Source organism: Paenibacillus sp. JGP012, assembly GCF_014203995.1.
GTDB lineage: Bacteria > Bacillota > Bacilli > Paenibacillales > Paenibacillaceae > Paenibacillus > Paenibacillus silvae.
Map to the genome: position 1 here is coordinate 12,270 of NZ_JACHKG010000046.1, position 24,854 is coordinate 37,123.

Sequence of the window (24,854 nt, forward strand, 5' to 3'; positions counted from 1 at the left end):
GGGGTAGCGATGCATGTTATTGATTTCCAAAGCGCAGATGCAAAACCTGTTGGAGAGAGGGCTGCTGGTCGTCCGGTTGCTCCAATTTCGCATATTCTGGAGAGTACAGCGTTACGTATAAAAAGTCATCCTGTGCTTTTGGCTGCAGGTTCATATGTGTGTGCAACCGCTGCTCTGTTGGACCAAGCCCCACTGGTATGGCATGAACAGGCAGGCGGAATGTACCGCTGGGAGCAGCTGCATGTTGTTCAGGTACAGGACCGGATGCTGGAGCCTTCCGGTCTATTGTTAGTTCAAGTGCAGCCGCACAGCGGTGAGCAGGCCGGGGCAACTAGTGATGAGGTGAACCCGGCAAGGCTGAGAGATCACCTGCTGGAGTTCCGAATAGAGCTATGCAAGGCTGGTCTTGAATATGTACGCAAGCATTTGTCGGTACGTATATCGGGAGGGCAGTCCACGTTTCAGCATCAGCTTGTCAAAGGAATGGTCGCTGATATTCTGACAATGTTTTATATGGCAGAAACGCTACATGAAGATCGTCTCCTTTCCCGAAGTTCTGACATTGCGTCCTTCCGTACTCATGCGTGGCTCCATGAGGAACTGGATGAGGCATTCAGGCAGATTCAGCGCCTTGGTGGCGGTTACGGTTATCTGAGACATGGAGTATCCGCATATACATATGCAGGTCAATTGGTCAAAAACTTGCTGTTACCAGACAGGGAGGGTTATTGATGATTACGCCATCGACAATTGCTGTTTTTGAACAGGTCATGAAGCAGTATGCGGCCGAGCTTCGTCAGATTGGGCTGACCATTGACCAGGAACCAGACCGAATCACTGAGTTTTTGCACACCTCATCATTACAGGCCATTAATCATATGATGATTCCACCTGAATACGGAGGTCAGCCTATTGTCACGATAGGCAATGATCGTTATTACGGACTTACTTCTCTGGAGAGAGTGATTACGATCGAGCAGCTGGCTGCAGGAGATGCCGGCGTATTTCTGGGAGGGCCTGGGCCTTCCATGTCCAGCATTGTCATGATGGATCTGGGGGATGAGGAACAGAAGGAGCGCTTCTACAGCCAGTTTATGAAGGGACCAGCATGGGCTGTCTTTGCCTTGTCGGAGCCTGAGAAGGGTTCGGACGCCACGGAAATCAGCACACGGATTACGCGCCATCCGGATCATACAATGGAGCTGACGGGGCATAAGTTTTATATTGGCAACGGGCATCGCGCCAGCATCGGTCTGGTATTTGCCCAGACCAACCGTACGCCTCTGGGCATTCAGGCTGCTATTATTGATCCTTCCAAGCCGGGATTCACCGCAACACCACTGGATACGATGGGTCTGCGTGGACTTCGTCTCAGTCATCTGCAATTCCAGTCATATTCGCTGGAGGAGAAGGATATTTTAGGGCGTCACTTAAGTCCGACCAAGCGCGGGCTATGGGGGGCTCTACGTACGTTTCACCGGATGCGTCCCAGTGTTGCAGCACTTGCGCTCGGTGTTGCACAAGCTGCCTATGATTATGTAACAGAACATAGAACGGTCTTCACGGAACGTGAAAAGACCGGGCTGGAACGACTGGAAATACGTCTGCACTCACTACGTAACATGATTCGGCATGCAGCAGCAGAGATTGACCATGATGCAAACAAGGGTTATTTGGCTTCTCTTAGTAAAATACGAGCAGCTTCGCTGGCAGAAGAGGTTACAGAATGGGCACTGGATATGATGGGACCCGGTTCCATGCTGGAACATCCGCTTTTGAACAAGTGGTATCGTGATGCGAGAGCCTTTGAGTTTATGGAAGGAACCACCTCCATTCAGAAAATCAACGTATTTCAGGCTTACGCCAATGGGAAAATGCAGCATGTCTAATTCTGTTTATGCTGAACATGGCACACCGATCTATGTGGATCATATAAGCTGGCTTACAGCTGAGGATCACCTATATTCGTTGGATTGGCCAACGCCTGACGATTATTTTTATGTTTTGCCGCACATATACATGGAGGATCATTACTATGGCCGTGCAGGGTCGGTGTCCCGGTCACTGCTTTGGGGAGAGAGGCGTCTGACAGCAGGCGATCTGGCACTTATGGTGCTGGAAAAGCTGGGCACACATGCATCCTGGGACTGGATGGTTCTGGCTCAAACGTACCCTGAGCGTCATGCGTTAACCGCTCCGCTTGCCCGAATGCTTGAAAGCGCATCATGGCAGGTTAAGCATCCCCTTGGTGTAACCCATATGGGTGCACTGGCTGGCACAGAGGCTATCCAGGTTGCTCTCTGGAGTAAGCTCCCAAGGGAAAAAGCGGTGATTGTGCTAGTTGAGCAGCGTATTCTTCAAGATGACGGACCGGATGCATACCGACATCGTTCCGCTTCTCAAGGTGAACTGTCCGACATGGCCGTGGCGCTTGAATCGGGAGGTGATCAGGGGGCTTTGCAAATTTATTATGCAGGAAAGAGAGTAATCACTTCTGCAGAGAGTGATTTTGCAGCCAAGATACTTGGGAGCATACAACATTTGATGTCTGATTACGCAGCTGAGCAGGTTATTCTGCAATCCAGTCTGGGATGGCATATCGGTGGGCATCTGCTTTCACAGATTCACGCTCCCTATAGCTGCAGTGTATCTACGGTGGATTATCAGAGCGGCGATGTATGGATACAGCTGGCTGACAGATTGCAAAAGGGAAGCATCCAGCCCGGTGCTCGTGTGCTGCTGATCTCATGGGATGATGCCAGAACTATATCTGCCTGCTGTGTACATGTTTTGCATAAGCCGCTGTTAAGCAGAATGACATTGAATCAGGAAATCAAGACTTCATGATTGTGGAGGTGGCCCAATGAAAGGGATTGATTATACGACGGGTTCGATCCACCGGTTGTTATTTCGTACGGCCATTCCAATGCTGCTTGCTTCTATGGTTAATGTGATTACCCAGTTAGCCAATGTATTTTTTCTGGGTCATACGAATCAGAGTGTACTGTACGTCTTGTCGCTTTACATTCCCGTTTCGTTTGTGATGATCTCCATCATTGAAGCAATGCAGCTATCTGTTCAGGTTGCGGTGGCCCGCAGCCGTGCAGGCGGCCCCAAAGCATTCACCCAGCTGTTCATGCATATGCTCGGCATTGCCCTGCTGCTCGCCGTGGCGTCAGGGGGAATGGTTCTGCTTCTGACGCCTGTGCTCTCATGGTTTTATCATGTGCCTGCCGACATTGAACCGATGTTTACCAGGTATGTGGCGGGAATGATGGCAGTATCCGTCCCGGCTGTGCTTGCAGCAGTAAGCAGCGCCGCACTAAGAGGATTAGGCCGGGCGCAGGCAGCTTCCTTGAACGCAGTAGGCACGGCAGTGCTGAACATTGCTCTTGTGTATACATTTGTCTCGATACTTAGGATGGATTTGCAGGGTATCATCTATGCCAATCTGATTACTTCTGTCTCTTCCTTAGCCCTATCGCTGCTGGTGCTGTTAATTCGTAAAGAGACGGTTAAGGAAAGGTTTGTTTTTGCTAAGAGACATTTAATCACACTTCGACATGTGGGTATTCCTGTGTTTTTCTCGTATTGCATGATATTTCTGAGCACTTTTTTCTTTAATAAAATCGTCAGCTATTTTGGAGAAGGAGCAGTTGCGGGATTTGGCGTAGGATACCGAATCCAGACCATGGCTATTCTGCCGGGTATTGTGATCGGATCAGCGATCGGTATTATTATCAATCATAATTTGCAGGCTCCTCATCGTGAAAGAGCTTATGCAAGCTATCGTCAGGGGCTTATCCACGCTTTTGCTTTGTACGTCGTTATTGCTATTGTGGTCTGGATCTGCAGAGATCCACTTGTCTCATTTCTTATCGAAGATGCAGCAACTCGTGCTGAAGCAGCAAGGTATCTTTCCATTGTTGCCCTATCCTATATTGGCATGGGGCCGATGATGACTACGCTGCTCACGATGGAACAGAGCGGTCGCGGATATCAGGCTTTACTTTTGAATGCTGTATATTTCCTGATCATTATCGCTCTAGGCTGGGTCTTGACCCGTACATTCAATCAGGTCATCTATTTCTATGGAGTGATTGCTGGGATGAATGTGATCGGCATGTGTTTCTTTCTGCCTTTCATGCGCTTGTTAAAGCGGGAATACGTGGGTGGTGCAGCAGATCAGGGACGTATTACAGAGGGGGAAGCGGAGTTGTCTCAGCAAGGATATTCCACACAAACGTGAATTCAGTGATCTACAGGAGGAATCGGCATGAAAACATCAGAACCTGCTTATTTGATAAGACGCATTGCAGATACTTGGATTGCTGCGGATGAAACGTTTAGCCAGTTTTATGAGTTGGAGCATGCTGAGGAACTGGAGCCGCGCTGTCCCCCGGAGCTGCCGGGGGTTGAGTCTGCGCAAGCGCCTTTTTTTTTGTACAGACCCCTTTCCGGTCATGAGGTTCCTCGCCTGGCGCTCTTGGGCATTCCCTACTCTGGCGGGACAAGCATTCGTCACTCCTCCGTGGGAGAATTCGTACATGCCTTGCGAGAAGAATCATGGAAAAAGGTCATTTATCCTTCGTTAAGCCAAGGCGGCAATTCCAGCTTATATGATATTGGGAATGGGAAAAAATTGCTGCACACAGCTTCTATACAAGATTGGGGCACCTGCATGATGGGTGAGCAACCATTGGACGGACATCCCCCGATTGAAGGAGAGACGTTATATCCTTATCAACGGGGGCTGGAGGCTGCGCTGCATCAAGCGATGCACCAGCAGACACGATTATGCTGTATCGGTGGAGATCATTCCATTACGTATGAGGTGCTTCGACGGATGTCAGAAATGTCAGGCAACCGAACCATGCTGGTCCAGTTTGACGCTCATCATGACTGCGGTATAGATGCCATCTATCAAGAAAATCCGAGCCACTCCAATTTTGTCAGACATCTGCTGGAGCAGGGAACGGTTGCTGCTGTTGTACAAATTGGACTGCGCGGTCTTCGTTCAGCAGAGCAGATGTATCGTCATCCCGGATTAATACAGATCTCAGCGGAACAGATGAACCCGGATAGGGTGAGCCAGGTCCTGAATGAAGTCAGACAGCGTTATGGAGCAGATTCGGCTTATCTAACCTTCGATCTGGATTCCCTTGACCCGGGCAGTTTTCCTTATGTGGACTTTCCTATTGCCGGGGGGCCGACCTGGCAGAATATACGGGATTGTGTTACAGCAGCGCTGGAAGTCCCGATTTCGTATCAGGGTATGGATATGGTGGAAGGGCAGGGTGTTCAGGCAGATCATCTTATTCCCGGTCACTATGAGATGGCTCTTCGGATGCTGGCTTATATGCTGGATGGCATGGATCGGAATCAGCGTCAGCATTCGATGCTCGCCTGCCCGGATACACAGGATGAGGAAGTACTAACCGAAGCTGGCGTTTCCGGCAATTCACACAGGAGAGAGGTGTAGCGATGCAGGATTTTCGAACCTTATACATTACACATCAGGAACAGGTTAGGGAAGAGATGCAACGGGAACAAAAAAGCGGGATTAAGTTAGGTTTTTTCTACGCATTAATGAATATTGTGAAGGAGCTTTCTCCCCTTCAGCAGAAGGCATCGCTGGAATCGATCTGGATGGATTATCTGGCCTTTTTGCGTACGGTTGATGAGCTTAAACAGCAGCCCTACAGGTTTATGGACTGGGATGAGGTGGAGGGGCGTGAACATCTGCAAACTACGCTGAAGGAAGGCGGGGCTTTGCTGACCTGGCACTATGGATTCGTCAGACATAATATGATCACGATTGGACAAGAGATTCGTGCAGGCTGCATGAAGGCGGGACTGCCCTTCTATCTGGTGGCTGAGCGAGGGACTGTGGAGCAGGAACTGAAGTTGTCATCCTGGAACGCCCTTCGGCAGTACTCAGGTGCCGAGCTGTTAAACGCGGAGGATGAGATGATTGGTATTCGGCTGTACTCCCATTTACGCAAAGGGGGATCCTTTAATCTTTTCGTCGATGGACAGACAGGATACAATTCGGACAATCGGGCATTGGAACTTCCATTTCTCAGCTCACGCATTCAGACGAGGAGCGGTATTTTTCGCATTTTGGCCAAGGCGCGTAAGCCGGTATGTCCCTATTTCATGATGTTAACAGATGATTTTCGAACCAAAATTGTATTCCTTCCACCTTTCATATTAGAAGAGGATATTCAGAAATCTGCCGAATTTGTGTACGAGCCGTTTCGTAAACAGCTGCTCGCAAAGCCCGAACAATGGAGATTTTGGGATCGCCATCATCAGCAGGTCATACACTGGCAAGACAATGATTCTGAAATTCCCACCAATGAAACGGAGGGGCATGTAGATTGGTTCTCCAGGCCGCTGGAGGGATTTGGTCAGCTGGGACTGAACACGGGGAATGGCATGGTTTACAATTTGAATTAACGTTCTTTTCGAACAGGAGGACGGCAAGCATGGAGTCTTTTGTTACAGAGCAGCGCAATCATGTATCCGTTCATGTACTGCCCACGCGCAGGTACATTAATCGTTATATTCATCTAAGCATCGTGAACGTGCAGGGACGAATTCCACCGATGGTGTTTGCCGTAATTATGCGGATGCTGTTTAAGGTGAGCTCGGATGCTGCGGGAAAAAGAGAGCTTCATCACCAGCTATGGTCTATTGGCGTGAATGAGATCAAGTTCGATCTGGAGCACAAAGGAGACACGCAGGTGGCTTCCATTCGAATGCATATGCCTGCAGATGTACTGCCTCGCACGCAGGAACGGATGCAGATGGCAATGAATCTGCTTGCTGAACTGCTGTATGGAGCAAGCCTGGCTGGTTGTTCGAGCGGTAAGCCGAATAGAAAAGCGGATGCAGAAGATGCTCAGATTCAGGAAGAGCTCATCTGGGCAGAACACTATGCGGGATATAACAGCTCTGCATGGGATGAAGTGGTGCGGGGACGCTGTATGGAAGGTCTGGGATACATCGGGCGACCCACTGCGCAGGATTTGAAGCAGCTGCAGACATGTGTGCAGGAGGGTGAACTGAAAAAATGGTATAGCGAAGTGCTTCGCAGCCCGTTTCATGTCCATATCATCGGCGATATCCAGCCGGACACGATGATAAGGCAGGTCCTGGATACATTTATGCCTGCATTTATTATGACAGACAACGAGCACAGCTCGCCGGTTACCTTGAATTCACGATCTGCGGAACAGCAGAAGCTCGGGGAGATGATGCTGGAGCTGGCCGATATCCAGCAATGCAAGATCAATGTGGCTTTTACTACCGGAGTGACCTATGGATCATCTGATTATGCAGCTCTATTTTTATTTCATTCCCTGTTTGGCGCGTCACCTGCCTCCAGGCTTCACCTTGAACTCCGTGAACGAAAGCAGTGGGTTTACCAAATATACAGCACATTGGATGACTATAGGGGAATGCTTCATGTGACAACAGGAACCAGCAGCAGTTATGTAACAGATGTTTTGGAAGCGATTGATGCGCAGTGGATGAAGCTGTGCGACGGGGATATCAATGAAGCAGAGATGAACCGAGCTGTCCGGAATATGATGCATTATGTGCAGGTGGGTTTAGATCTTCCGGAGCAGATGGTAAAGCTTCATATAGACCGTTTGCTCCATCAAGTGGAGATGACAACACAGCAATTTCTGGAGACTGTATCGTGTGTAACTTCAGAAGAGATAGCCGTAGTGGCTTCCCGTATGAACAAGGCACTAACCTGGATTTTATATCCTGAGAGCGAGTACACAGGAACTGCTTAGGAGGTGAAACATGAATCGTGCATTGAGTGTTGTTCCAGTACGCAGGCAATTAACGAATGGTTTGTCTGTGCATATTTTCCCGGAGAGCGAATTTCATCATACGTTTGTGTCCTGTACAGTGCCTTATGGTTCCATTCACGATTCAGGATTGCCCGGGAGGGCCCACTTTCTTGAACATATGATGTTTGCCAATCCGGATCAGCAGCCTGTTAAGCCGATATTCCATGCCCTTGGAGCTTCCACCTCGGCATTAACACGTTATGACGTAACAACATATCAGCTGGCCTGTACAGGTGAACTCCAAAAAAGTATCGATGTATTTATGCGCATGCTGGCGTCTCCGTATTTCACCCCAATGCATATTGAAGAGGAGCGTGCTGCTATTCTTCAGGAATTGTCCATGTTCGCAGATCAGCCTTCCTGGCAGTCTCTGCAGCAGCTTACCCGGATGATGTATGGGGAGCAGCACCCTATTGCACTGGATGTAGCAGGGACACGGGACAGTGTGCACCTCGTAACACCGGATGTGTTGTACGAAGCTTACAATACGCACTACGTTACCAGCCAAATGTCAGTGTCTGTGATTGGACCTGTCGACACAGAGAACATCATAGACATTCTGGAGCAGTTTCCGGCAAGGGGAGAAAGCGGTGCTGCAGAGAAGTACGTATCAAAGTTCAACCTGGCGAAAGCTTCAGAGCCTAAAAAACAACGCTACGTAGAGCTTGAGATGGGTTTGCCGCTGCCGCTGATTCGCTTGGGATTTCGCGCTGATACGGGCATATCGTTAACGGAACAGGTTGCTTGCATGATCGGTATAGAGGCATTGCTGGGCGATACCTCCGATTTTCAGACAAATGGTTTGAAGTCGGGTCTTCTTCATTCGGGGGGAACATGGGATCATTATTACCGCAAGGAGTTTGCATTCAGCAGCATGTGCAGTTATTCCTCCGATCCTGTTTCTCTGTATAACGAGCTTGAAGACATATGTGAAGATATTCAGATGGGAACGTTCACTCCAGTCCATATGGAATATGCACGAATGAGATGGCTCAGTAAATATTATACAAGCTGGGACTCGTTAAAACAGCGCTGTATGCACATTTCCGAGCATGATGTAATCGGATTGGATTTTACAGAGCTTGGTGCAATAGCACGCAGCTTAACGGAGGAAGATATTTCGAGAGCAATAACCGAGATAACTGTATCGGCACGTCTGCACATGGTAGTGATAAGATAGAAGATTCGCAAGCGGGAGGGAATACAGGATGGAGCTTACTGTGGGAATGGAATCCATGATACCAGCGGTGCAGCAGCCTGACGAAGTCCATATTTGGATTCAGGAATTGCCCATAAGTGAAACTCAGCTTCATGAAACGGATTTCGTTTGTTCCAAGGTCCTGAGTCTGGATGAGCATACACGCATGGAACGAATGAAGACAAACTCGCCCCTTGGGGCTTACTGCTGGATGCAATCGAGAATTTTCCTTAGAAAAGTACTGGCCGCGTACATGCAGTCTGATGCAAGAGATATTGCCCTGCAATACGGTACAGCCGGAAAACCCTACGTTCTGTCCGGTCCACAGTTCAGCCTTTCACATACCAAAGGGCGCTGTATACTAGCCGTTACATCGAACAGCAATCCCATTGGCATCGATATGGAGCAGGTTCGTCCGCTGCTGCGGCAAGAAGCCATCGTGCGGCGATTTCTGACGGAAGCGGAACGAGAATATTTCATGGAAGAGCTCCGTTCAGAGGATGAATCATCACCCTATGATTCATCCCTGCTGCTGTGGAAATTTCTCACTGGAAAAGAGGCCTGGATCAAGGCAGCTGGTCAATCTTTATGCGGTCAGTGGAGAGAACTGGATACCGCACTGGCTATGCGGAATGATGAGCATGTATTAGAACGGAACGGCCAGAATTATGTGCTGCAGTCGTTGAGCATAGGCAGCAATTACGTTATATCGTTATGTGTATCAGGCAAGACCAGACTCTCTGTACGCTGGATGAATGGGAAAGCACAGGAAGTTAACACAATGAAAAACATAATATACCTTACAGAACTATTGTTAAAATGATGGAATAAACGATAAACTGGACAAATAGAACCTTAATTTACCAATGTTAGAATCATTGGCCCATTCCAAGGAGGTTTGTTATGATCCAGTTTCCGAAGCCCGATGTGGAGCAGTATTTTCAGACGTATCGTATATCACACTTTGCCGTATCAGCAGATGAGAAGCGGTTGTACATGGACAGCAATCTGAACGGTCAACCGAATATCTGGGCCATGGACCTGCCGGGTGGTTATCCGTTTCCATTGACCTACATGAACCAGAGCAGTCAATTTATCAAAGCCGATCCTGAGGGTCGTCACCTGCTCACTGCCTTTGACCGGGATGGTAACGAGAATTATCATCTCTATGCCTTGCCGCCAGAGGGGGGTGCACCGCTGCCTATCGTACCGGCAGAGCCGAGTGACCGCTGTTATTATGCTCATTTATCCGAGGATGGGAAACGTTTATATTATAATACCAGTGCTGGCAATCCGAATTATATGAATGCACGCCGTCGCAACCTGGAGACAGGCGAGGATGAGCTGCTCTATCAGGGTCAAGAGGTCACCAGCAGTATAGTTGCCGTAAGTCCGAATGAAGAAGCCTATGTGATCATGAAAATGTACTCCAATACGTACCAGACTGCCCATCTGCATCGAAACGGAAAGCAAATCTCCATCGTGCCGGTAACCGAGCGTCAGAGCCAGATTCCGTATGTGCTGTTTGCGGGAAATGACCGCCTGCTGCTGATCACCAATGACAATGCGGCTTATTCCTATGTGGCAGAATACATCATTGATACAGGAGAGTTTCGTGTACTGTGTCACATTGAAGGCGAGGATGTAGATGATATCCGCTGGCATGAGGCATCCGAAACGCTGTATATCTGGACACTGACCGGGCCGGAGCATCGCATGTATGTGCTGGAAAAGGGTGCTCGTGTACCTCGCCGTATAGACATGCCGCTCGATACGATTGAACAGATGAACGTAACTAAAGCCGGTAACGTGTACATTCTTGGACGCGGTGCCGTGCAGCCACATAATATCTACCGCCTTACCGCTGGCCGTGACTCATGGGAAGCGTTAACCGCCAATCGGGTAACGGGTCTGAAGCCGGATGATCTCGTATATCCTGATGTGGTGCGTTACAACTCCTATGACGGGCTGGAGATTGAAGCACTGTTGTTCAAAGCCAAGCCGGATCAAGCGAATGGATATACCGTATTCTGGCCACATGGCGGGCCACAGGCGTCGGAGGGCAAGTTCTTTCGGCCGATGTTTCAGCTGCTGCTTGCTCAGGGATATCATATCTTTGCCCCTAACTTCCGGGGCAGCACCGGATATGGTGCTGAATTCGTCAAGCTGGTTGAACGGGATTGGGGCGAAGGGCCGAGACTGGACTGTGTCGCAGGTATCCAGTGGCTGTTTGATCAAGGCATCAGCTCACCAGAGCGGCTGTTTGTAGTAGGCGGCAGTTATGGGGGATATATGACTCTGCTGCTCGCGGGTCGTCATGCTGAGCTGTTCCGGGCTGCGGTGGATATTTTTGGACCGAGCAACCTGTTCACCTTTCTGGAATCTGTACCCGAGGACTGGAAGCCGATGATGGACAAATGGCTGGGTGATCCCGTGCGTGACCGTGGACGTCTGACGAAGGATTCACCGATTACGTACCTGGATCAGATGGTGAAGCCGATGCTGGTTATTCAAGGGGCTAACGATCCAAGGGTAGTCAAGGCAGAATCGGACCAGATCGTAGCTGCGCTGGAGGAAAAAGGCGTAGACGTAGAATATATCGTTTTGCATGATGAAGGCCACGGCTTCTCCAGAAAAACGAATGAAATACTGGTTTATCGCAAAATGGTGGAGTTTCTGCAGAAACATCAGGAGACTTCTGTTGCACAGGTATAAGCCGGTTCAGTCTGGATTTTTAACATGCTTGGGGCTGGAAGGGATATGAAATGTACAGTGCATGATGTGTAGCGCAGAATGAGCATCCAGAATACGACGTATCCACTTAAACAGCCAGTGATCCTTGGGATCACCGGCTGTTTGGTTTTCGCATTTTCACATTATACTAATCTGTTTATGAACAATTCTTGAAAGAGTAACCAGATTCATTGTTGTGATAGCTTCATTAAGCACACAAGCCGTTTTACTCCATAGTGTTTAATCCAGCAAAGAGAGCACCCTTTCGATGTACTGCTCAGCCCACGTTGCAAAAGGCAGTTCCTCCTCCCAGGTCGCCTGTCCGATAGCTTTGGCTTCGCCCCACGATAGAATACGTTGATACAGCAAGTGGATAAGAAGGCGTGAACGAAAATGTGCACACTTCTCTGGATCATCTGCACAGATCAGCTCCCGGTAGCGGCGTAGAAATCGGGCTGCCAGATCGGGCTGACCCTCCCGCAAATATCTTGCGGTCATTTTGGTCAGATCGGCTGTGCCGTCTCCGAAATAAGCGGTTGTAAAATCAAATAATCCACTGAGCTTCCAAGGTGATGCAGGCTGATCCCCTTTCTGGATAAGAAAGTTCTCCACCTTGAAATCGCCCATCACAAATTCATGAACTGCCGAAGCCAAAAAAGCGGATTCGGATCGCTTCAATTGCTCATCTACCCAGCGTATGTCAGCATCGGTGATAACAGAGTATTTCTCTGCATCATGCAGCCAGTGGCGAATGCTGCCATACAGCCAGTCCAGATACGAGCCGGCAAATGGCATGATTTTGTCTGCAACAGGGTCGTATTCCCCGGCATCCGGAACTTTCCAATGGTGCAGATCGGTTAACGTTTCAGCCAGCATATCGGCAATGTCTTCATGGTCTTGAGAAGTCAGAGCTGCTTGAAAATCCGGTTCATACAAGTGACACCCGGGCAGCTTGGGCATAATCGCGTAGCTCCAACCGAGCGGTTGTGTGTCTTTATGGATATGATAAGGCAAGGGGACAGGGATGGACGTGCGCACAGCCAGTTGCTCTACAAAAAATTGCTCCTCCAGGAACTGTCCATTGTATAATGGATTTCCTTTCAAAATAAACTCACCTTGTGTCGTTTGCACTAACAGCGTTTGCCCCATGACACCTTGGGCTGTCCGTTGATAGTGAACTAATGTTCCGAGATTGAAATGATCAAGAGCCTGTTGCAGATCATGTTCGGTGATATGACCGAGACCATTGGCAGCAAAATATATACGAGTAGTCATAGAAGGCTCCTTATCTCTGCTTAATCAAGCTCAGCTCTGGAAAACAGGTCGATCATAAGATCGTGCTGCTCACACGCCTGTTTGAATCCAAGAATAAAGGCAATAAGTGCTTCTTTATCATTTGTATAAGCACAGAACATATCGGCTTCGGGATCGAAACGAATAACTGAAGTCAGATGTGGCATCTTCTCTTCAAGAAACACAGCCGCAAGGGAGGCCCAGTCATACCCGCCGCCTTCGAATCCTTCATCTGCGCGTGTGTCAAAGACATCCTGTAAATAGGAACCTGCATTTAAAATGACAGAATAGGAACCGCTGCCTGAATCAATGAACTTAAACGGAGCAATGGCTTCTTTGGAGAACGCTGTCGTGCTCTGGTTTTCTGTGAATACAGCGGTAATTGCTTCTTCTTCGTCCAGCAGCTCAAAATCCTCTTCATCCAGCAGACCGCGGATAAACACTTCGAAATTGGGCGCTAGATAAGTAATCTCGTAATCGCTCTCCTGATCCACATGAACGACACAAGGCTCGCCCTGAGGGCCGCAGAAGCGATAGTCAAGCATAACCACGTCATGACCCGCAGAAGGGCAGTCACAGGTGACAACTCCGAGGTCAGGGTATCCCCAATCTTCGATCATAAAGCGACTACCGAACTCTCCACCAAGGGAATACATCTTATCCCGTCCAACACCCATGATGCTTGAAATGGCGATATGATTCTCAGCCCAACTTGTACCCTCTTGAGTCGGGAACGTTGTGCGTGCGGGTACACCGCCATTCTGTGTGCGCATCAGCTGAATATAGGAAGCTGGAAGCTTGTAACCAAGTTCCTCTTCAATAGATTGAACCATTGCTTCGTCAAAAGGTGCAGACACGTGATTGTCCCGTGCATACTCGCTCTGCTGCCAGAACGTTGCAGGATCGTATGTACCTGAGGCAGCCCGGAGCTGATTTAACTGCCCGCCCTGCTCCCACTCAGCCTGCTCTGCCTGCCAGCGAAGGCGATCGCGATCCATTTTAGCTGCTCTGGGGCGAATCCAGTTCAGGAATTCCAGGGTGGACTCATCATTCGGCTCAAGTCGATCAGCTTCTTCAAAAGCTGTCTGTGCAAGCTTGTACTCAGCAATATGATAATATGCATAGCCCAAACGGTACTGCCATAAAGGGTCTGATTGACCATGATCCTTGATATCAAATAACAGCTTGATTGCCTTTCGATACTCTCCCAGATTGTTATACGCTCTCGCCAGTTGACCGATTGTTTCATAGTCCTTCTCGGATTCAGGCAGCTCTTCAAGACGTTTAACAATGAGAGCATAGTTTTCTTCTGCATGCCAGGTGTTGATCTGTTCCAACAATTCTTTTTCCATGATTAGACCTCATTTCATATTGAAAGAATATGAAGCTCTTCCAACTATTTTACAAGGTTTAGAGACAAAAAAACACTCTCCATGCTGGCAGCTGTTAAGCTTTCCAACGTGAGAGAGTGTTTAAATAGCAGACAGTGGTACTCAAGACCGGCAGGGTATTCACAGAGATCCCGTATGGATGCGAGCAGTGCACCGTTTTCTCGATCAGGACCTGTCCGCTCGAATACTCCTACAGATCGTCAAATCCGTTATCGTCGCCCACTTTACCGTAGTTACGGGATTTGGCTTCGAAGAAGTCGGTTTTCGTCGCGTTCAGCGCTTCGTCGGAGAATGGTTTGATCCAAGGCATGCAGTTCACGTCAACGCCTTCATACGCTTTTTCCATACCCATCAGACGCAGGCGTTTGTTCGCTGTGTATTTAATGTAATCTTCCAGCTCATTGAGGTCGATGCCGCGAACGTTGCTGAGCGTGTAGTGTGCCCAGTTGGTTTCAAGCTCAACTGCACGGTCAATCGTTTTGTACACGTAATCCATGTTCTCCGGTGTGTTGAGCTCAGGGAAATCTACGAGCAGCTGCTTGAACACTTCAGCGAAGAAGTAGCAGTGCTGGTTCTCATCCCGCTGGATGTACGAGATCATCTGGCTGGTTGCCATCATTTTCTGGTCACGAGCCAGGTTATAGAAGAACGCAAACGTACTATAGAAGAAAATACCCTCCAGAATCAGGTCAGCTACCATAGCTTGGAAGAACGTTTGTGGAGACGGGTTGTCCCGGAAGCTTTGGTAGATGTCTGCGATGAAACGGTTGCGGTCCAGCAGCACCGGATCATGCTTCCAGTATTCAAAAATCTCCTTTTGCTCCTGATCGGATACGATGGAAGACAGCACGTAGGAGTAGGATTGGTTATGCACAACTTCCTGTTGTCCGATAATCGCGGAGATCGCTTCAAGCGAAGAATCCGTAAAGTAACGTTTCACGTCACCAACAAACATCGTCTGCATGGAATCCAGTACAGCAAGCAGGGAGATGTTGATTTTGAACGTACGTTGCTCCTCTTCGTCCAGCTGAGCAAATTGGGAAGCATCCTTGGACATTGGAATCTCATCCGCGATCCAGTGGTTGAGCAGCAGTACTTTGTACAATTTATACATATGAGGCATACGAATGTCGTTCCAGTTCAGGATACCCGAGCATTCACCTTCAATAATACGGGTCGATTGGTTAGGGGCTTCGGTATTGAAAATTTTCTGTACTTGCATAATCCGTTCACTCCTTGAATGAATTTACACTATAAAAGACGATGACAGAACAAGCCTGTACCGTCTTGGCATATGTTTAACATCTTACGATGCTGTGGTCAGGTTTTGGGCAAAAAAGAACCGGGGCAACACTATTTTGCATTCAAAACAGGATGCCCCGGTGGTCATCATGGTCAGCGTGGCAGGATGGGGCTACCCATTCCTATCACGATGTTACAATCCTTATGCCGATCAGCTAGCGCAGGAATCACATTCCTCGATCGTTAACGCACGGCTTCGAACGTAATACGTGGATTTCATGCCGGCTCTCCAGGCGTGCAGATGCAGCTCCAGGAACTCGGTCGCTTTGATATCCGGACGAACATAAAGGTTGAAGCTTTGGCCCTGATCAACGTGACGCTGACGGGCAGCCGCCATATTAATGGAAGCATGCTGATCGACCATAAATGCCGTCTTGTAGTACCAGATCGTTTTTTCGGATAGATCCGGTGCCGGGTTGGCAATTTTGTATGTTGTTTTTTCTTCATAAGACAACAGCTCGTAGAGCGGGTCGATGCTTGCTGTTGAACCAGCGATGATGGATGTAGAACCGTTCGGTGCGATAGCAAACATCCAGGCGTTACGCACGCCGTTCTGCTTCACTTCAGCCTGCAGCTCTTTCCACTGCTCTGTAGTTACATATTTACCTACGCGCTCACCTGTTGTGTACTCGCGTTGGTCAAAGTAATGACCGCTCTCCCAGTCGGAGCCTTTGAACTTCGGATAATGTCCTTTTTCCTTGGACAGCTCCATGCTGGCTTGTACGAGCAGGTAGTTGATTTTTTCGTACAGATTATCGTTATAGGTGACAGCTTCCTCAGACTCCCAGCGAATGCCTTCCAGCGCAAGCAGGTGATGCAGTCCGAAGGTTCCCAGACCAACCGCGCGGTACTGGCTGTTCGTGTACTGAGCTTGAAGCACCTCGATGTTGTTAATGTCGATGACGTTGTCCAGCATACGAACCTGAATCGGAATCAGGCGCTCCAGTACGTTATGAGGTACGGCGCGAGCCAGATGGATCGAGTTCAGGTTGCAGACCACGAAGTCGCCAGGCACTTTGGAGATCACGATGCGAGTTTGTCCATCCTTGGTCACCAGCTCTTCTTTTTCCACGACAGTAGCGGATTGGTTCTGCATAATTTCTGTACACAGGTTGGACGAGTACACCATGCCATGTGCGCGGTTAGGGTTCGCACGGTTGACCGTATCACGGTAGAACATGTACGGCGTACCTGTTTCCAGCTGTGATTTCATCACACGTTTCATGATGTCAATCGCTTGTACCGTAATACGGGACAGCAGTGGGTGATTCACGGCTTCCTCATATTTTTCGCGGAATGTACCTGCACCGAAGGACTCATCGTAGAAATCCTCCAGACCCAGTGCGCGGCCGTTCTCGTCTTTCCAGCCCATAACTTTTTTCGTTTCGTGCGGACAGAACAGGCTCCATTCACCACGGCTTGCGACACGCTCCATGAACAGGTCAGGCAGGCAGACGCCGTGGAAAACGTCATGTGCGCGCATCCGCTCGTCACCGTTATTCAGCTTCAGGTCGAGGAATGCCAGAATGTCTTTGTGGAAAACATCCAGGTATACCGCGATTGCGCCTTTACGCGTTCCGAGCTGGTCTACGCTTACTGCTGTGTTGTTCAACTGGCGAATCCATGGGATAACGCCCGAGCTTGTGTTTTTGTGACCACGGATGTCTGAACCGCGCGCTCTGACCTTACCAAGATAAACGCCGATACCACCGCCCATTTTACTCAGTCGGGCTACGTCTGTATTGGAATCAAAGATGCCTTCCAAGGAGTCGTCTACCGTGTCGATGAAACAGCTGGAGAGCTGTCCGGCTACCTTCTTACCTGCATTGGACATTGTAGGTGTAGCTGCCGTCATGTACATGTTGCTCATTGCCCAGTACGCTTCTTTGACCAGATCCATACGTTTCTCCGCAGGCTCCTGATGCATCAGGTACATCGCAATGATCATGTAGCGCTCCTGCGGCAGTTCCATCACTTTTCCGTCAAAATCATTGGCGAGGTAACGTTCTGCCAGGGTGAGCAGGCCGATGTAATCGAAGAGCAGATCGTTGCGATAGTCGATGCACTCCGCAAGCTCGTCAATCTGTTCCTTGGTGTAACATTCCAGCAGTTCTTCGCGATAGATGCCTTTTTTGACAAGGTCAACAATCAGCGGGTGGAATGCACCATAAGGCTCGTCCGGGTAGGATTTGTATCTGCGGTTTGTTGCCGCTTTTTTGTAAAGGGAAGTAAGCAGGGATCTCGCTGCTGCAAATTTCCAGTTCGGCTCTTCTTTAGTTACCAGTTCCAGAGCGCTCATCATAAAAGCATTGCTGATCTCGTCTCCGGTAACTTCGTCACGACGAAGCTTGCTGGTTACTCCGCGTACCAGACGTTCCTTGTCGAGCATGTCCAGTCCTTCCAGGATACGATCGGCATACACCGAGATACGCATCTCGTCAAAAGCAAGCTGGCGATTGTTCGGCTTGGTCACAACTTGTGGCATGAATATTCCTCGCTTTCACATGATAAAAAAATAAATTGAACCATTCTTAAATAAAGAATAGGGTGGTGTACTCTCAAATGAAGTCAAAATAAGGTCTGCAATGCGGCTATTTATGCGGTAACAGACTCATCCTGGAATCATATTAACAAAGGTGTATACACAGAGCGTGCCCATACAAAAAGCATTCTCCCTGCCTTCCGGCTGAAAATGCCCGTTTATGTTGCGGCTTCTTGATTGTCATCGCCGTGCAGGTGTCCGACAGAACAAGGTGCAGTATGTAAGCTTTTGTCTGATCAAGTCGTGTCTGCTAAAAAAGGATACCGGGTGCAGTCCAAACAGCCCCGTTAACCTCCATGTCAGTTCTGTTTCGAGAAAGCGATTTACACCTACAGGGGCGTGCCTTTTGAGGTGATTTCATCCTGTTTTTCGCGAGATTCCAGAGGTTGACCCATAGAAGCGGGGTGAAGCGGCATTACTACATTTTGTTGCTGTTAGAATACTGTAACCCAACATATAGTGTTTGTAAACAGGGGTGAAGCAGTAAAACGTAATTCCGAGTATACCATTTAAGCTGCGAATCCGCAAAGGAAAAGGATTGGAAGATTTGAAGTTTATGCGAAAAAAAATTTATAAAAAATTGAATGACGTCATCACGTCAGTTTGAATTCGCGTGCTTTTAACTGGTAAAATAAAATGAGTCAAAACTCGACTAAAACTTGAGCGGCAACGGTTAATCGGGGCCCAGAGGAGGCAGAGCGAAGTGGCAATTGCAGAAGTAACCGTTATTCCGATTGGAACAGGAACCACCAGTCTGAGCAGCTATGTAGCGGACATGCAAAAAATATTGGAAAGGCAGCGAGGCATTACATACCAACTGACCTCGATGAGCACCATTATTGAGGGTCCGCTGAACGAAGTGTTCACCGCCATCGCGGCTCTGCATGAAGCTCCGTTTCTGTCAGGAGCCCAGCGTGTCTCCACATCTGTCAAAATTGATGATCGGCGTGACAAGCCGGATGCCTCCAGCGTACAGAAGCTGCAATCCGTACAGGACAAGCTGACCTCACTGCATAACAGACCAAATTAAGGAACATTACGCCGCACGAAGAAAATAGAGGTAGCCTTGTTCTGTTTGTAGAGCTGGCTTCAGCTTACGAATAGATATCATGCAGGGATGTATGGAATGTTAAGGCTAGAAAGTGTTAAATCATACGGATTGTTATGTCGAAGGTTGTATATAGAAGAAGCATATACGTTGTGTTGTGGAAAGGCCGCATTTCCCGGGTAAAGGGAGGTGCGGTCTTTTGGGGTTCTGGCATCAACCAGAATAACCAAAGCTGGGAATGTGTTTCGGTGATTATGGCGCTGGCTCTTTGAAGCAATGCAGCATATGCCTATTTTTATAATGAGCCCGGTCCGCTGTGTGTATCATGCATATAGTGAATTGTACCTCAAATTGAAGGAGGGGTTTACATGAGTGGAGTTGTAGGTGGAGTAGGCTACGGTGTTGGCGGTGCATGGACTTCGACTGGTGCAATTCTGGTTCTCTTTATCCTGCTGGTTATCATTTCTAAAGCATTCCTGGTTTAATAAACCATTTCGACCCTAATGATTATGCAAAGGGGGGATAAACATGAGTGAAGTAAGAGGCACAGGCTACGGATACGGTGGCTGGACTTCCACTGGAGCGATTTTGGTGCTGTTCATTCTGCTGGTGATCATCACTAAATCCTTCTGGGTGTAATCGTTTGGGCTCTGCCGGGTGACCGGCAGGGTTTGTTCTGGTTTGTGTGGACAAGCTGGATTGGATGTGGTGACGTCTGGAAGGCAGAGGGTGGAGTTAGAGTAGATGGAGATGGTGGCAGAAAAAGCAGGAGGGCAGATGGTGAATATTGCAGGAGAAGGTAGAGAGCGATGAAGATTGAAGGGAGGGAATGATAAAGATTAGTGGTGGAGGGCAATGAAGAATGAAGGGAGAGTAGCAAGGATAAGCATTGAAGGACGAAATAGCGAGAATAAAGGTTATGTGGCGAAATAGCGAGGATGAACATTGAAGGGCGAAATAGGGCAGATACAGATTGTAGAGCAAAGTAGTGGTTGGTGAAGAGAGCTGGATGGAGTAGTGCGTGATAAAGGTTGCGGGATAAAGCAGCTGTAGCGAGCGTTTCTGGATAACGTAGTGGGTGATGGAAGATTGAGAAAAGTAATGGGGAATACACGATTGAGTAAGGATAAGGAAAGGGGATGAGAGGAAAGAAAAGGAAAGAAAAGAAAAGAAAAGAAAAGAAAAGGACCGGATCGGGATAGTGGCTAAACGCCTATTTTGGCCTGATGAGGGCCATAGCCCGGTCCGTGCATAGGGCAAATACATAGCTTAGGGGTGTAGGCAAATGTTAAGGAGGAATGAACGATGAGCGAAGTTAAACCTAACTCACCGAACGGACAGGGGCATGTATACGGGCATAAAGGAGGACATGGACAGATGTATGGGTATCAACAATACACAGGTCATGAAATGTACAGTTACGGTTGCGGAACAATGCCGATGGGGTATGGTTATGGATATAGTTACGGCTACCAGCCGAATCAGGCGCCAATGATGCATGGATATCACCATGGATGTGCACCTGCCTATGGATGCGGCGGAGGAAGCTGGAGCTCTATGGGAACTATTCTGGTGTTGTTCATTCTGCTCGTCATTATCTCCAAAACGATGTTTATCTAAGTCCTCTGTTGAGAGGCGGTAGTCCAGACGTGGACTGCACCATCGGGCCGATCGGAAAGCCCCCAGCGATCATTGGATCGCGAGATTATGTGTTTCACAGCATCGTTTGTATAGAATGGAAAAGGGGAAGCAGCACAGAGGATAATTCCGGCAGTAAAGCCGGGATTATCTTTTTTTCTGTTTGTTCTCCCACCCTGCGCTCATCCTTTCTTCTTTGTTTGTTAAACAGGCATTATAAGACCAGCCCAGCAGCAAATACAACGACAGCTGTCTGCAAGGGAAGCCGGGATAATTGAAAGTATACTTGATATGCCAGCCAGAAGAGTTGGACGGCTAGAGTATCTAAGTTACTCAACTATGACATAATTTCTCAGAGAACCAGAGAACCAGAGAACCAGAGAACCAGAGAACCAGAGAACCAGAGAACCAGAGAACCGAGTAGCCAAGTAAGCAAGTAAGTAAGCAAGTAAGTAACCAACGAGATGGTTGAACAAACAAGCAAGCAGATAACCTAGCAATCGAGAATCCAGTAACCGAACAACGAAGCAATCCAACAATTCAGGCCTTAGAAACGCTGCTGCCCCTCACTCAAACAAGGCGCAGCTCGGAGTCTGTAGTCCGTAACCCCGTAACCACCAGTAACCCTGCAACCCGTAGCTCCTAACTCTTATCCCGCAACTTGTTCCCCGCAACCAGTGCCTCAAACCCGTGACTCCGTAGTTCATAGCCTGTAACAGTTACTTGTAATTCACAACCTGTACAGGTACCCTGTGTCTCGTAACTGTCATGGTAACTCGTAGTTCGTAAACAGTAACTCGTAATCGCAATCGATACCACCCGAACCCCGTAACTTTGTAGTCCGTACCAGTCGCGGTAGGTAACTTGTAGTTTGTAAACGGTAACTCATAATTCACAACCCGTACTCCGTACGTCGTACCCCCTTACCCACCAGTAACCCTGCAACCGTAGCTGCTAACTCGAATCTGCAACTTGTATCCCGCACCTCGTACCCCGTGCCCCCGTGCCGATAGCCCGTATCAGTAACTTGTAATTCACAACCCGTACAGGTACCCGTACCTCGTAATTAGTCTAACCTCCCACTACGCCGCCCACAAATGTCTAACGATCGTGAGAAGCCTTATTTCATGGTTTTTAACGCTTTAAAAATTCTAACGATTCGTAGGAACGCTATTTGCCTGATTTCCCTTCAAAAACAGGGGATTTTGGATCGGAAACGCGAAATAAGGCTTCTGGGAATCGTTAAAATTTGTACAGGATCAAAATCGGTGAAATAGGGCTTGTAGGAATCGTTACATTTTGTGGAGCTTGGAGAGTTGTTACTTGTTATGGTTGAATGGGCGTTGTACTGGTTTTGCTCTAGTTTTTTTGGAAGAGGCGGTGTCGTTGCTTAATGGAGTAAAGGAGGGCGGGTGTCACGAAAAAAGGAATGTGGACATGGAAAAGCACCCGGAACCCAATTCCGGGTGCTTGATGTATGTTTTCAATCTTCTCAAGAATAAGTGATATCCAAAACAACAAAAGCCCTACCTCTCTTTTGTCCTTGCGGCTCCGATGACCGCGCCAGTGTGAATGGGAAAATCTTGTAAACCCTTTGTCTACCGGGTTATTGTGATTCAGGTTCGTCAATCTCCATAGGTTAGTTAGCTTATTCGCTGCGGTCGCAGCATGAAGAAAATATTCTGGGGTTAAATAGAAGACGGAAAATCATATGAGGTTGTTTGTTATACAACTTTTATATCATACCACAGTCTGTAATTTATTGCAATAAAAAGGAAGGCGACCCTTGAAAGCATGAGAGATTACCCGGAACCATTCAGCAATATTTTTTATTTACAGGACGCCGTTGGTTATTTATTTGTGAAGTCATATGCGGATCAGATGGAGCAAACAAGCGATGCAGGCCTGTTTTTCGTGCAGTGTACATACAGAAGCTTGATATGAAAAGCTGAAGAAAGATTTTCATTTTATCAAAAAAAATGTTCACAGGGGTAATCCTCTTCAAACGTTTCTGCGTAGGTTATAATATGAGGGAAGATACAGAAAGGGGCCCTCGGATGACTCAATCTATGGAGGACAGCAGGTTAATGCAGCGGATTGCAGAACGTGACGCTTCTGCGCTGGAGCTGTTATATGACCGATATGAACGGGCCGTGTATTCTTTTGCCTACCGCATTGTCGGTGATCCTATGACGGCAGAGGAGACTGTGCAGGAGCTTTTCCTGCGGATCTGGAATCATGCGGAGCGTTTTGATGCCTCACAGGGGAAGCTGACCACATGGATGTTTGCGATCACACGCAACATCGCGGTGGACATGCTGAGGCGAAGATCGAAAGGGGCAGCAGCCACTTCGGTTGAAAACGAGACACTGGCGGCCTTTGCCGATGAGCATACCAATACAGAAGAAGAGGTTCAACGGAAATGGGAGGGCACACGCATCAAAGATGCGCTTTCTCAACTGAACGGGGACCAGAAGCAAGTGATTGAATCGATATATTTTGCTGGTTTAACGCAGCAGGAGGTATCCAGCCGATTCGGGATTCCGCTGGGTACGGTCAAAAGCCGTGTCAGGCTTGCCATGCGGCAGCTTCAAAAGCTGCTTGCTGATGCCGAATTGCATCCGGACGCGGGAAGGGAGGGCATACATCCATGATAGAACGACATGAGGAGTGGTCTGATCTGGCACCGATGTATGTGCTGGGCGGACTGGACGCAGAGGAAGTGGCGGCATTTGAAGCGCATATGTCCAATTGTGAAGTGTGTCGCCAGGAGGTAAAGGAGTTGCAGGAAGTAACCGGCTTCTTGCCACTGGCGGCGGACCCTGTGGCACCGCCGCAAGGCATGCGAGCACGTGTGCTGGGCAACGTGCTCGGCCAGGCGCAGGAGAGCACCGGCGCGAAGCCGGCAGCCGCTCCTGCGCAGCAGCCCGAAGCACCCGCATCCGCGGTGCTTCGGGAAGACCTTGCGCCGCAGCAGAAGCATGCGGCGCAGCCCGGGCCTGGCCTGCCGCCGAAGGCGGTGCCAGCGGCCCGGGCCGAAGAGGCTGCCCCAGCTGTGCCTGGGCAGCCACAAGCGCGCGCGCGTGCGCGCGGCGGCCGCGCCTGGCGCGCAGCCAGTGCGGGCCTCGCGGCAGCGGCGCTGGTGCTCGGCGTGTACGCGGCGCAGCTGCAGAGCCGCATTGACTCGCTGACGCAGCAGGCTGCAGGCTCGTCGGCCGCACAGGAGCAGCTTGCACAGGCGAAGGCGCAGAATGCACAGCTGCAAGAGCAGCTTGCTTCAGCACTGGCTCCGGCGCAAGGCATGAAAATGGGCGAGGCTGTCAAACTTAGCCCTGCTACGAAGAATATCGTTGCCCAGGGTTTGGCAACCATCGTGATCGACAGCAAAGGCACCCATCTGGTCGTGCAGGCAGAGAATCTGCCCGCGCTGGAAGGCAATCAGGCATTTCAGGTATGGCTGATCAAAGGCGATACCCCTAAAAATGCAGGGACCTTCCTGAGCCATGACGGAACGGGAGCGGTCTATTACACCTTGGATTCCGCGAACGACTATGATACGGTAGCGATTACGCTTGAACCGGATGCGATGGGAGAGCAACCTCGTGGCACAATGATTCTGGCCGCTAAAATTAAAACGACGTGAGCTTTTCGGGAGATGACCTGATTTTATGGGGTAAAATGTAAACGATATAGTGTATTACGAACTAGACGAAAAGGCTGTCCCTTCATGGACGGCCTTTTTCGTAGTGCGCCCGGCACGGGCGATAACTTGGCGGTGAAAGTCCGCTACAGGCTTGGCAGTAGGAACTGTTAGCCAAGGGCAAGGGTGTCCGTCGCG

The 24,854-nt window shown here is 49.0% G+C and carries 20 protein-coding genes; 16 read left to right on the forward strand and 4 right to left on the reverse strand.

Going from position 1 to position 24,854, the window contains the following annotated elements:
• The first annotated feature begins 9 nt into the window (after positions 1 to 9).
• The 10 genes from HNR77_RS28315 (at position 10) to HNR77_RS28360 (ending at position 11,784) form a co-directional block, all read left to right on the forward strand.
• Entirely contained in the window at positions 10 to 732 is a 723-nt protein-coding gene (locus HNR77_RS28315) for a hypothetical protein (protein WP_184191205.1), read from the forward strand.
• Entirely contained in the window at positions 732 to 1,889 is a 1,158-nt protein-coding gene (locus HNR77_RS28320) for an acyl-CoA dehydrogenase family protein (protein WP_184191207.1), read from the forward strand. The genes HNR77_RS28315 and HNR77_RS28320 overlap by 1 nt, the downstream gene beginning before the upstream one ends.
• Positions 1,882 to 2,847 carry a hypothetical protein gene (locus HNR77_RS28325; RefSeq protein ID WP_184191209.1) on the forward strand — a complete coding sequence of 322 codons (966 nt, stop codon included), beginning with the start codon at positions 1,882 to 1,884 and terminating at the stop codon, positions 2,845 to 2,847. Before HNR77_RS28320 ends, HNR77_RS28325 begins: the two co-directional genes overlap by 8 nt.
• Before the next feature lie 16 nt (positions 2,848 to 2,863).
• Complete coding sequence (locus tag HNR77_RS28330; RefSeq protein ID WP_184191211.1) at positions 2,864 to 4,249, forward strand: MATE family efflux transporter; 1,386 nt, start codon at positions 2,864 to 2,866, stop codon at positions 4,247 to 4,249.
• 27 nt (positions 4,250 to 4,276) lie between these two features.
• The gene (locus HNR77_RS28335) at positions 4,277 to 5,482 is read left to right on the forward strand and encodes an arginase family protein (RefSeq protein ID WP_184191213.1); all 1,206 of its coding nucleotides are present in this window, start codon (positions 4,277 to 4,279) and stop codon (positions 5,480 to 5,482) included.
• A 2-nt stretch (positions 5,483 to 5,484) separates the two neighbouring features.
• Positions 5,485 to 6,462 (forward strand): LpxL/LpxP family acyltransferase, encoded by a 978-nt coding sequence (locus tag HNR77_RS28340; RefSeq protein ID WP_184191215.1) that lies wholly within the window; start codon positions 5,485 to 5,487, stop codon positions 6,460 to 6,462.
• A gap of 29 nt (positions 6,463 to 6,491) precedes the next feature.
• The gene (locus HNR77_RS28345; RefSeq protein WP_184191217.1) at positions 6,492 to 7,811 is read left to right on the forward strand and encodes a M16 family metallopeptidase; all 1,320 of its coding nucleotides are present in this window, start codon (positions 6,492 to 6,494) and stop codon (positions 7,809 to 7,811) included.
• A 10-nt stretch (positions 7,812 to 7,821) separates the two neighbouring features.
• The gene (locus HNR77_RS28350; RefSeq protein ID WP_184191219.1) at positions 7,822 to 9,051 is read left to right on the forward strand and encodes a M16 family metallopeptidase; all 1,230 of its coding nucleotides are present in this window, start codon (positions 7,822 to 7,824) and stop codon (positions 9,049 to 9,051) included.
• Positions 9,052 to 9,079: 28 nt separating this feature from the next.
• Positions 9,080 to 9,892: a 4'-phosphopantetheinyl transferase family protein gene (locus tag HNR77_RS28355; RefSeq protein ID WP_184191220.1), complete on the forward strand. Its 813-nt coding sequence runs from the start codon at positions 9,080 to 9,082 to the stop codon at positions 9,890 to 9,892.
• An 80-nt stretch (positions 9,893 to 9,972) separates the two neighbouring features.
• Positions 9,973 to 11,784: a S9 family peptidase gene (locus tag HNR77_RS28360; RefSeq protein ID WP_184191222.1), complete on the forward strand. Its 1,812-nt coding sequence runs from the start codon at positions 9,973 to 9,975 to the stop codon at positions 11,782 to 11,784.
• Between the two features lie 258 nt (positions 11,785 to 12,042).
• Here the strand turns inward: HNR77_RS28360 and HNR77_RS28365 are convergent, their stop codons facing one another.
• The 4 genes from HNR77_RS28365 to HNR77_RS28380 form a co-directional block, all read right to left on the reverse strand.
• Positions 12,043 to 13,077 carry a phosphotransferase family protein gene (locus tag HNR77_RS28365; protein ID WP_184191224.1) on the reverse strand — a complete coding sequence of 345 codons (1,035 nt, stop codon included), beginning with the start codon at positions 13,075 to 13,077 and terminating at the stop codon, positions 12,043 to 12,045.
• A 20-nt stretch (positions 13,078 to 13,097) separates the two neighbouring features.
• On the reverse strand, positions 13,098 to 14,447 hold the full coding sequence (locus tag HNR77_RS28370) for an Imm51 family immunity protein (RefSeq protein WP_184191226.1): 1,350 nt from the start codon (positions 14,445 to 14,447) through the stop codon (positions 13,098 to 13,100).
• A gap of 229 nt (positions 14,448 to 14,676) precedes the next feature.
• Positions 14,677 to 15,708 carry a ribonucleotide-diphosphate reductase subunit beta gene (locus HNR77_RS28375; protein ID WP_184191227.1) on the reverse strand — a complete coding sequence of 344 codons (1,032 nt, stop codon included), beginning with the start codon at positions 15,706 to 15,708 and terminating at the stop codon, positions 14,677 to 14,679.
• A gap of 231 nt (positions 15,709 to 15,939) precedes the next feature.
• Positions 15,940 to 18,273: a ribonucleoside-diphosphate reductase subunit alpha gene (locus HNR77_RS28380; protein ID WP_111269220.1), complete on the reverse strand. Its 2,334-nt coding sequence runs from the start codon at positions 18,271 to 18,273 to the stop codon at positions 15,940 to 15,942.
• A 760-nt stretch (positions 18,274 to 19,033) separates the two neighbouring features.
• On the opposite strand from HNR77_RS28380, the gene HNR77_RS28385 reads away from it, so the two are divergent.
• The 6 genes from HNR77_RS28385 (at position 19,034) to HNR77_RS28400 (ending at position 24,659) form a co-directional block, all read left to right on the forward strand.
• The gene (locus tag HNR77_RS28385) at positions 19,034 to 19,360 is read left to right on the forward strand and encodes an MTH1187 family thiamine-binding protein (RefSeq protein ID WP_111269219.1); all 327 of its coding nucleotides are present in this window, start codon (positions 19,034 to 19,036) and stop codon (positions 19,358 to 19,360) included.
• 386 nt (positions 19,361 to 19,746) lie between these two features.
• Positions 19,747 to 19,863 carry a YjcZ family sporulation protein gene (locus HNR77_RS30025; protein WP_216520044.1) on the forward strand — a complete coding sequence of 39 codons (117 nt, stop codon included), beginning with the start codon at positions 19,747 to 19,749 and terminating at the stop codon, positions 19,861 to 19,863.
• A 43-nt stretch (positions 19,864 to 19,906) separates the two neighbouring features.
• The gene (locus tag HNR77_RS30030; protein ID WP_188593566.1) at positions 19,907 to 20,017 is read left to right on the forward strand and encodes a dihydroorotate dehydrogenase; all 111 of its coding nucleotides are present in this window, start codon (positions 19,907 to 19,909) and stop codon (positions 20,015 to 20,017) included.
• A 666-nt stretch (positions 20,018 to 20,683) separates the two neighbouring features.
• Positions 20,684 to 20,998, forward strand: coding sequence for a hypothetical protein (locus HNR77_RS30870; protein WP_260410974.1), 315 nt, complete (start codon positions 20,684 to 20,686; stop codon positions 20,996 to 20,998).
• Between the two features lie 2,075 nt (positions 20,999 to 23,073).
• Positions 23,074 to 23,670: an RNA polymerase sigma factor gene (locus tag HNR77_RS28395; RefSeq protein ID WP_184191229.1), complete on the forward strand. Its 597-nt coding sequence runs from the start codon at positions 23,074 to 23,076 to the stop codon at positions 23,668 to 23,670.
• Positions 23,667 to 24,659 carry an anti-sigma factor gene (locus tag HNR77_RS28400; RefSeq protein ID WP_184191231.1) on the forward strand — a complete coding sequence of 331 codons (993 nt, stop codon included), beginning with the start codon at positions 23,667 to 23,669 and terminating at the stop codon, positions 24,657 to 24,659. Before HNR77_RS28395 ends, HNR77_RS28400 begins: the two co-directional genes overlap by 4 nt.
• Positions 24,660 to 24,854: the final 195 nt, after the last annotated feature.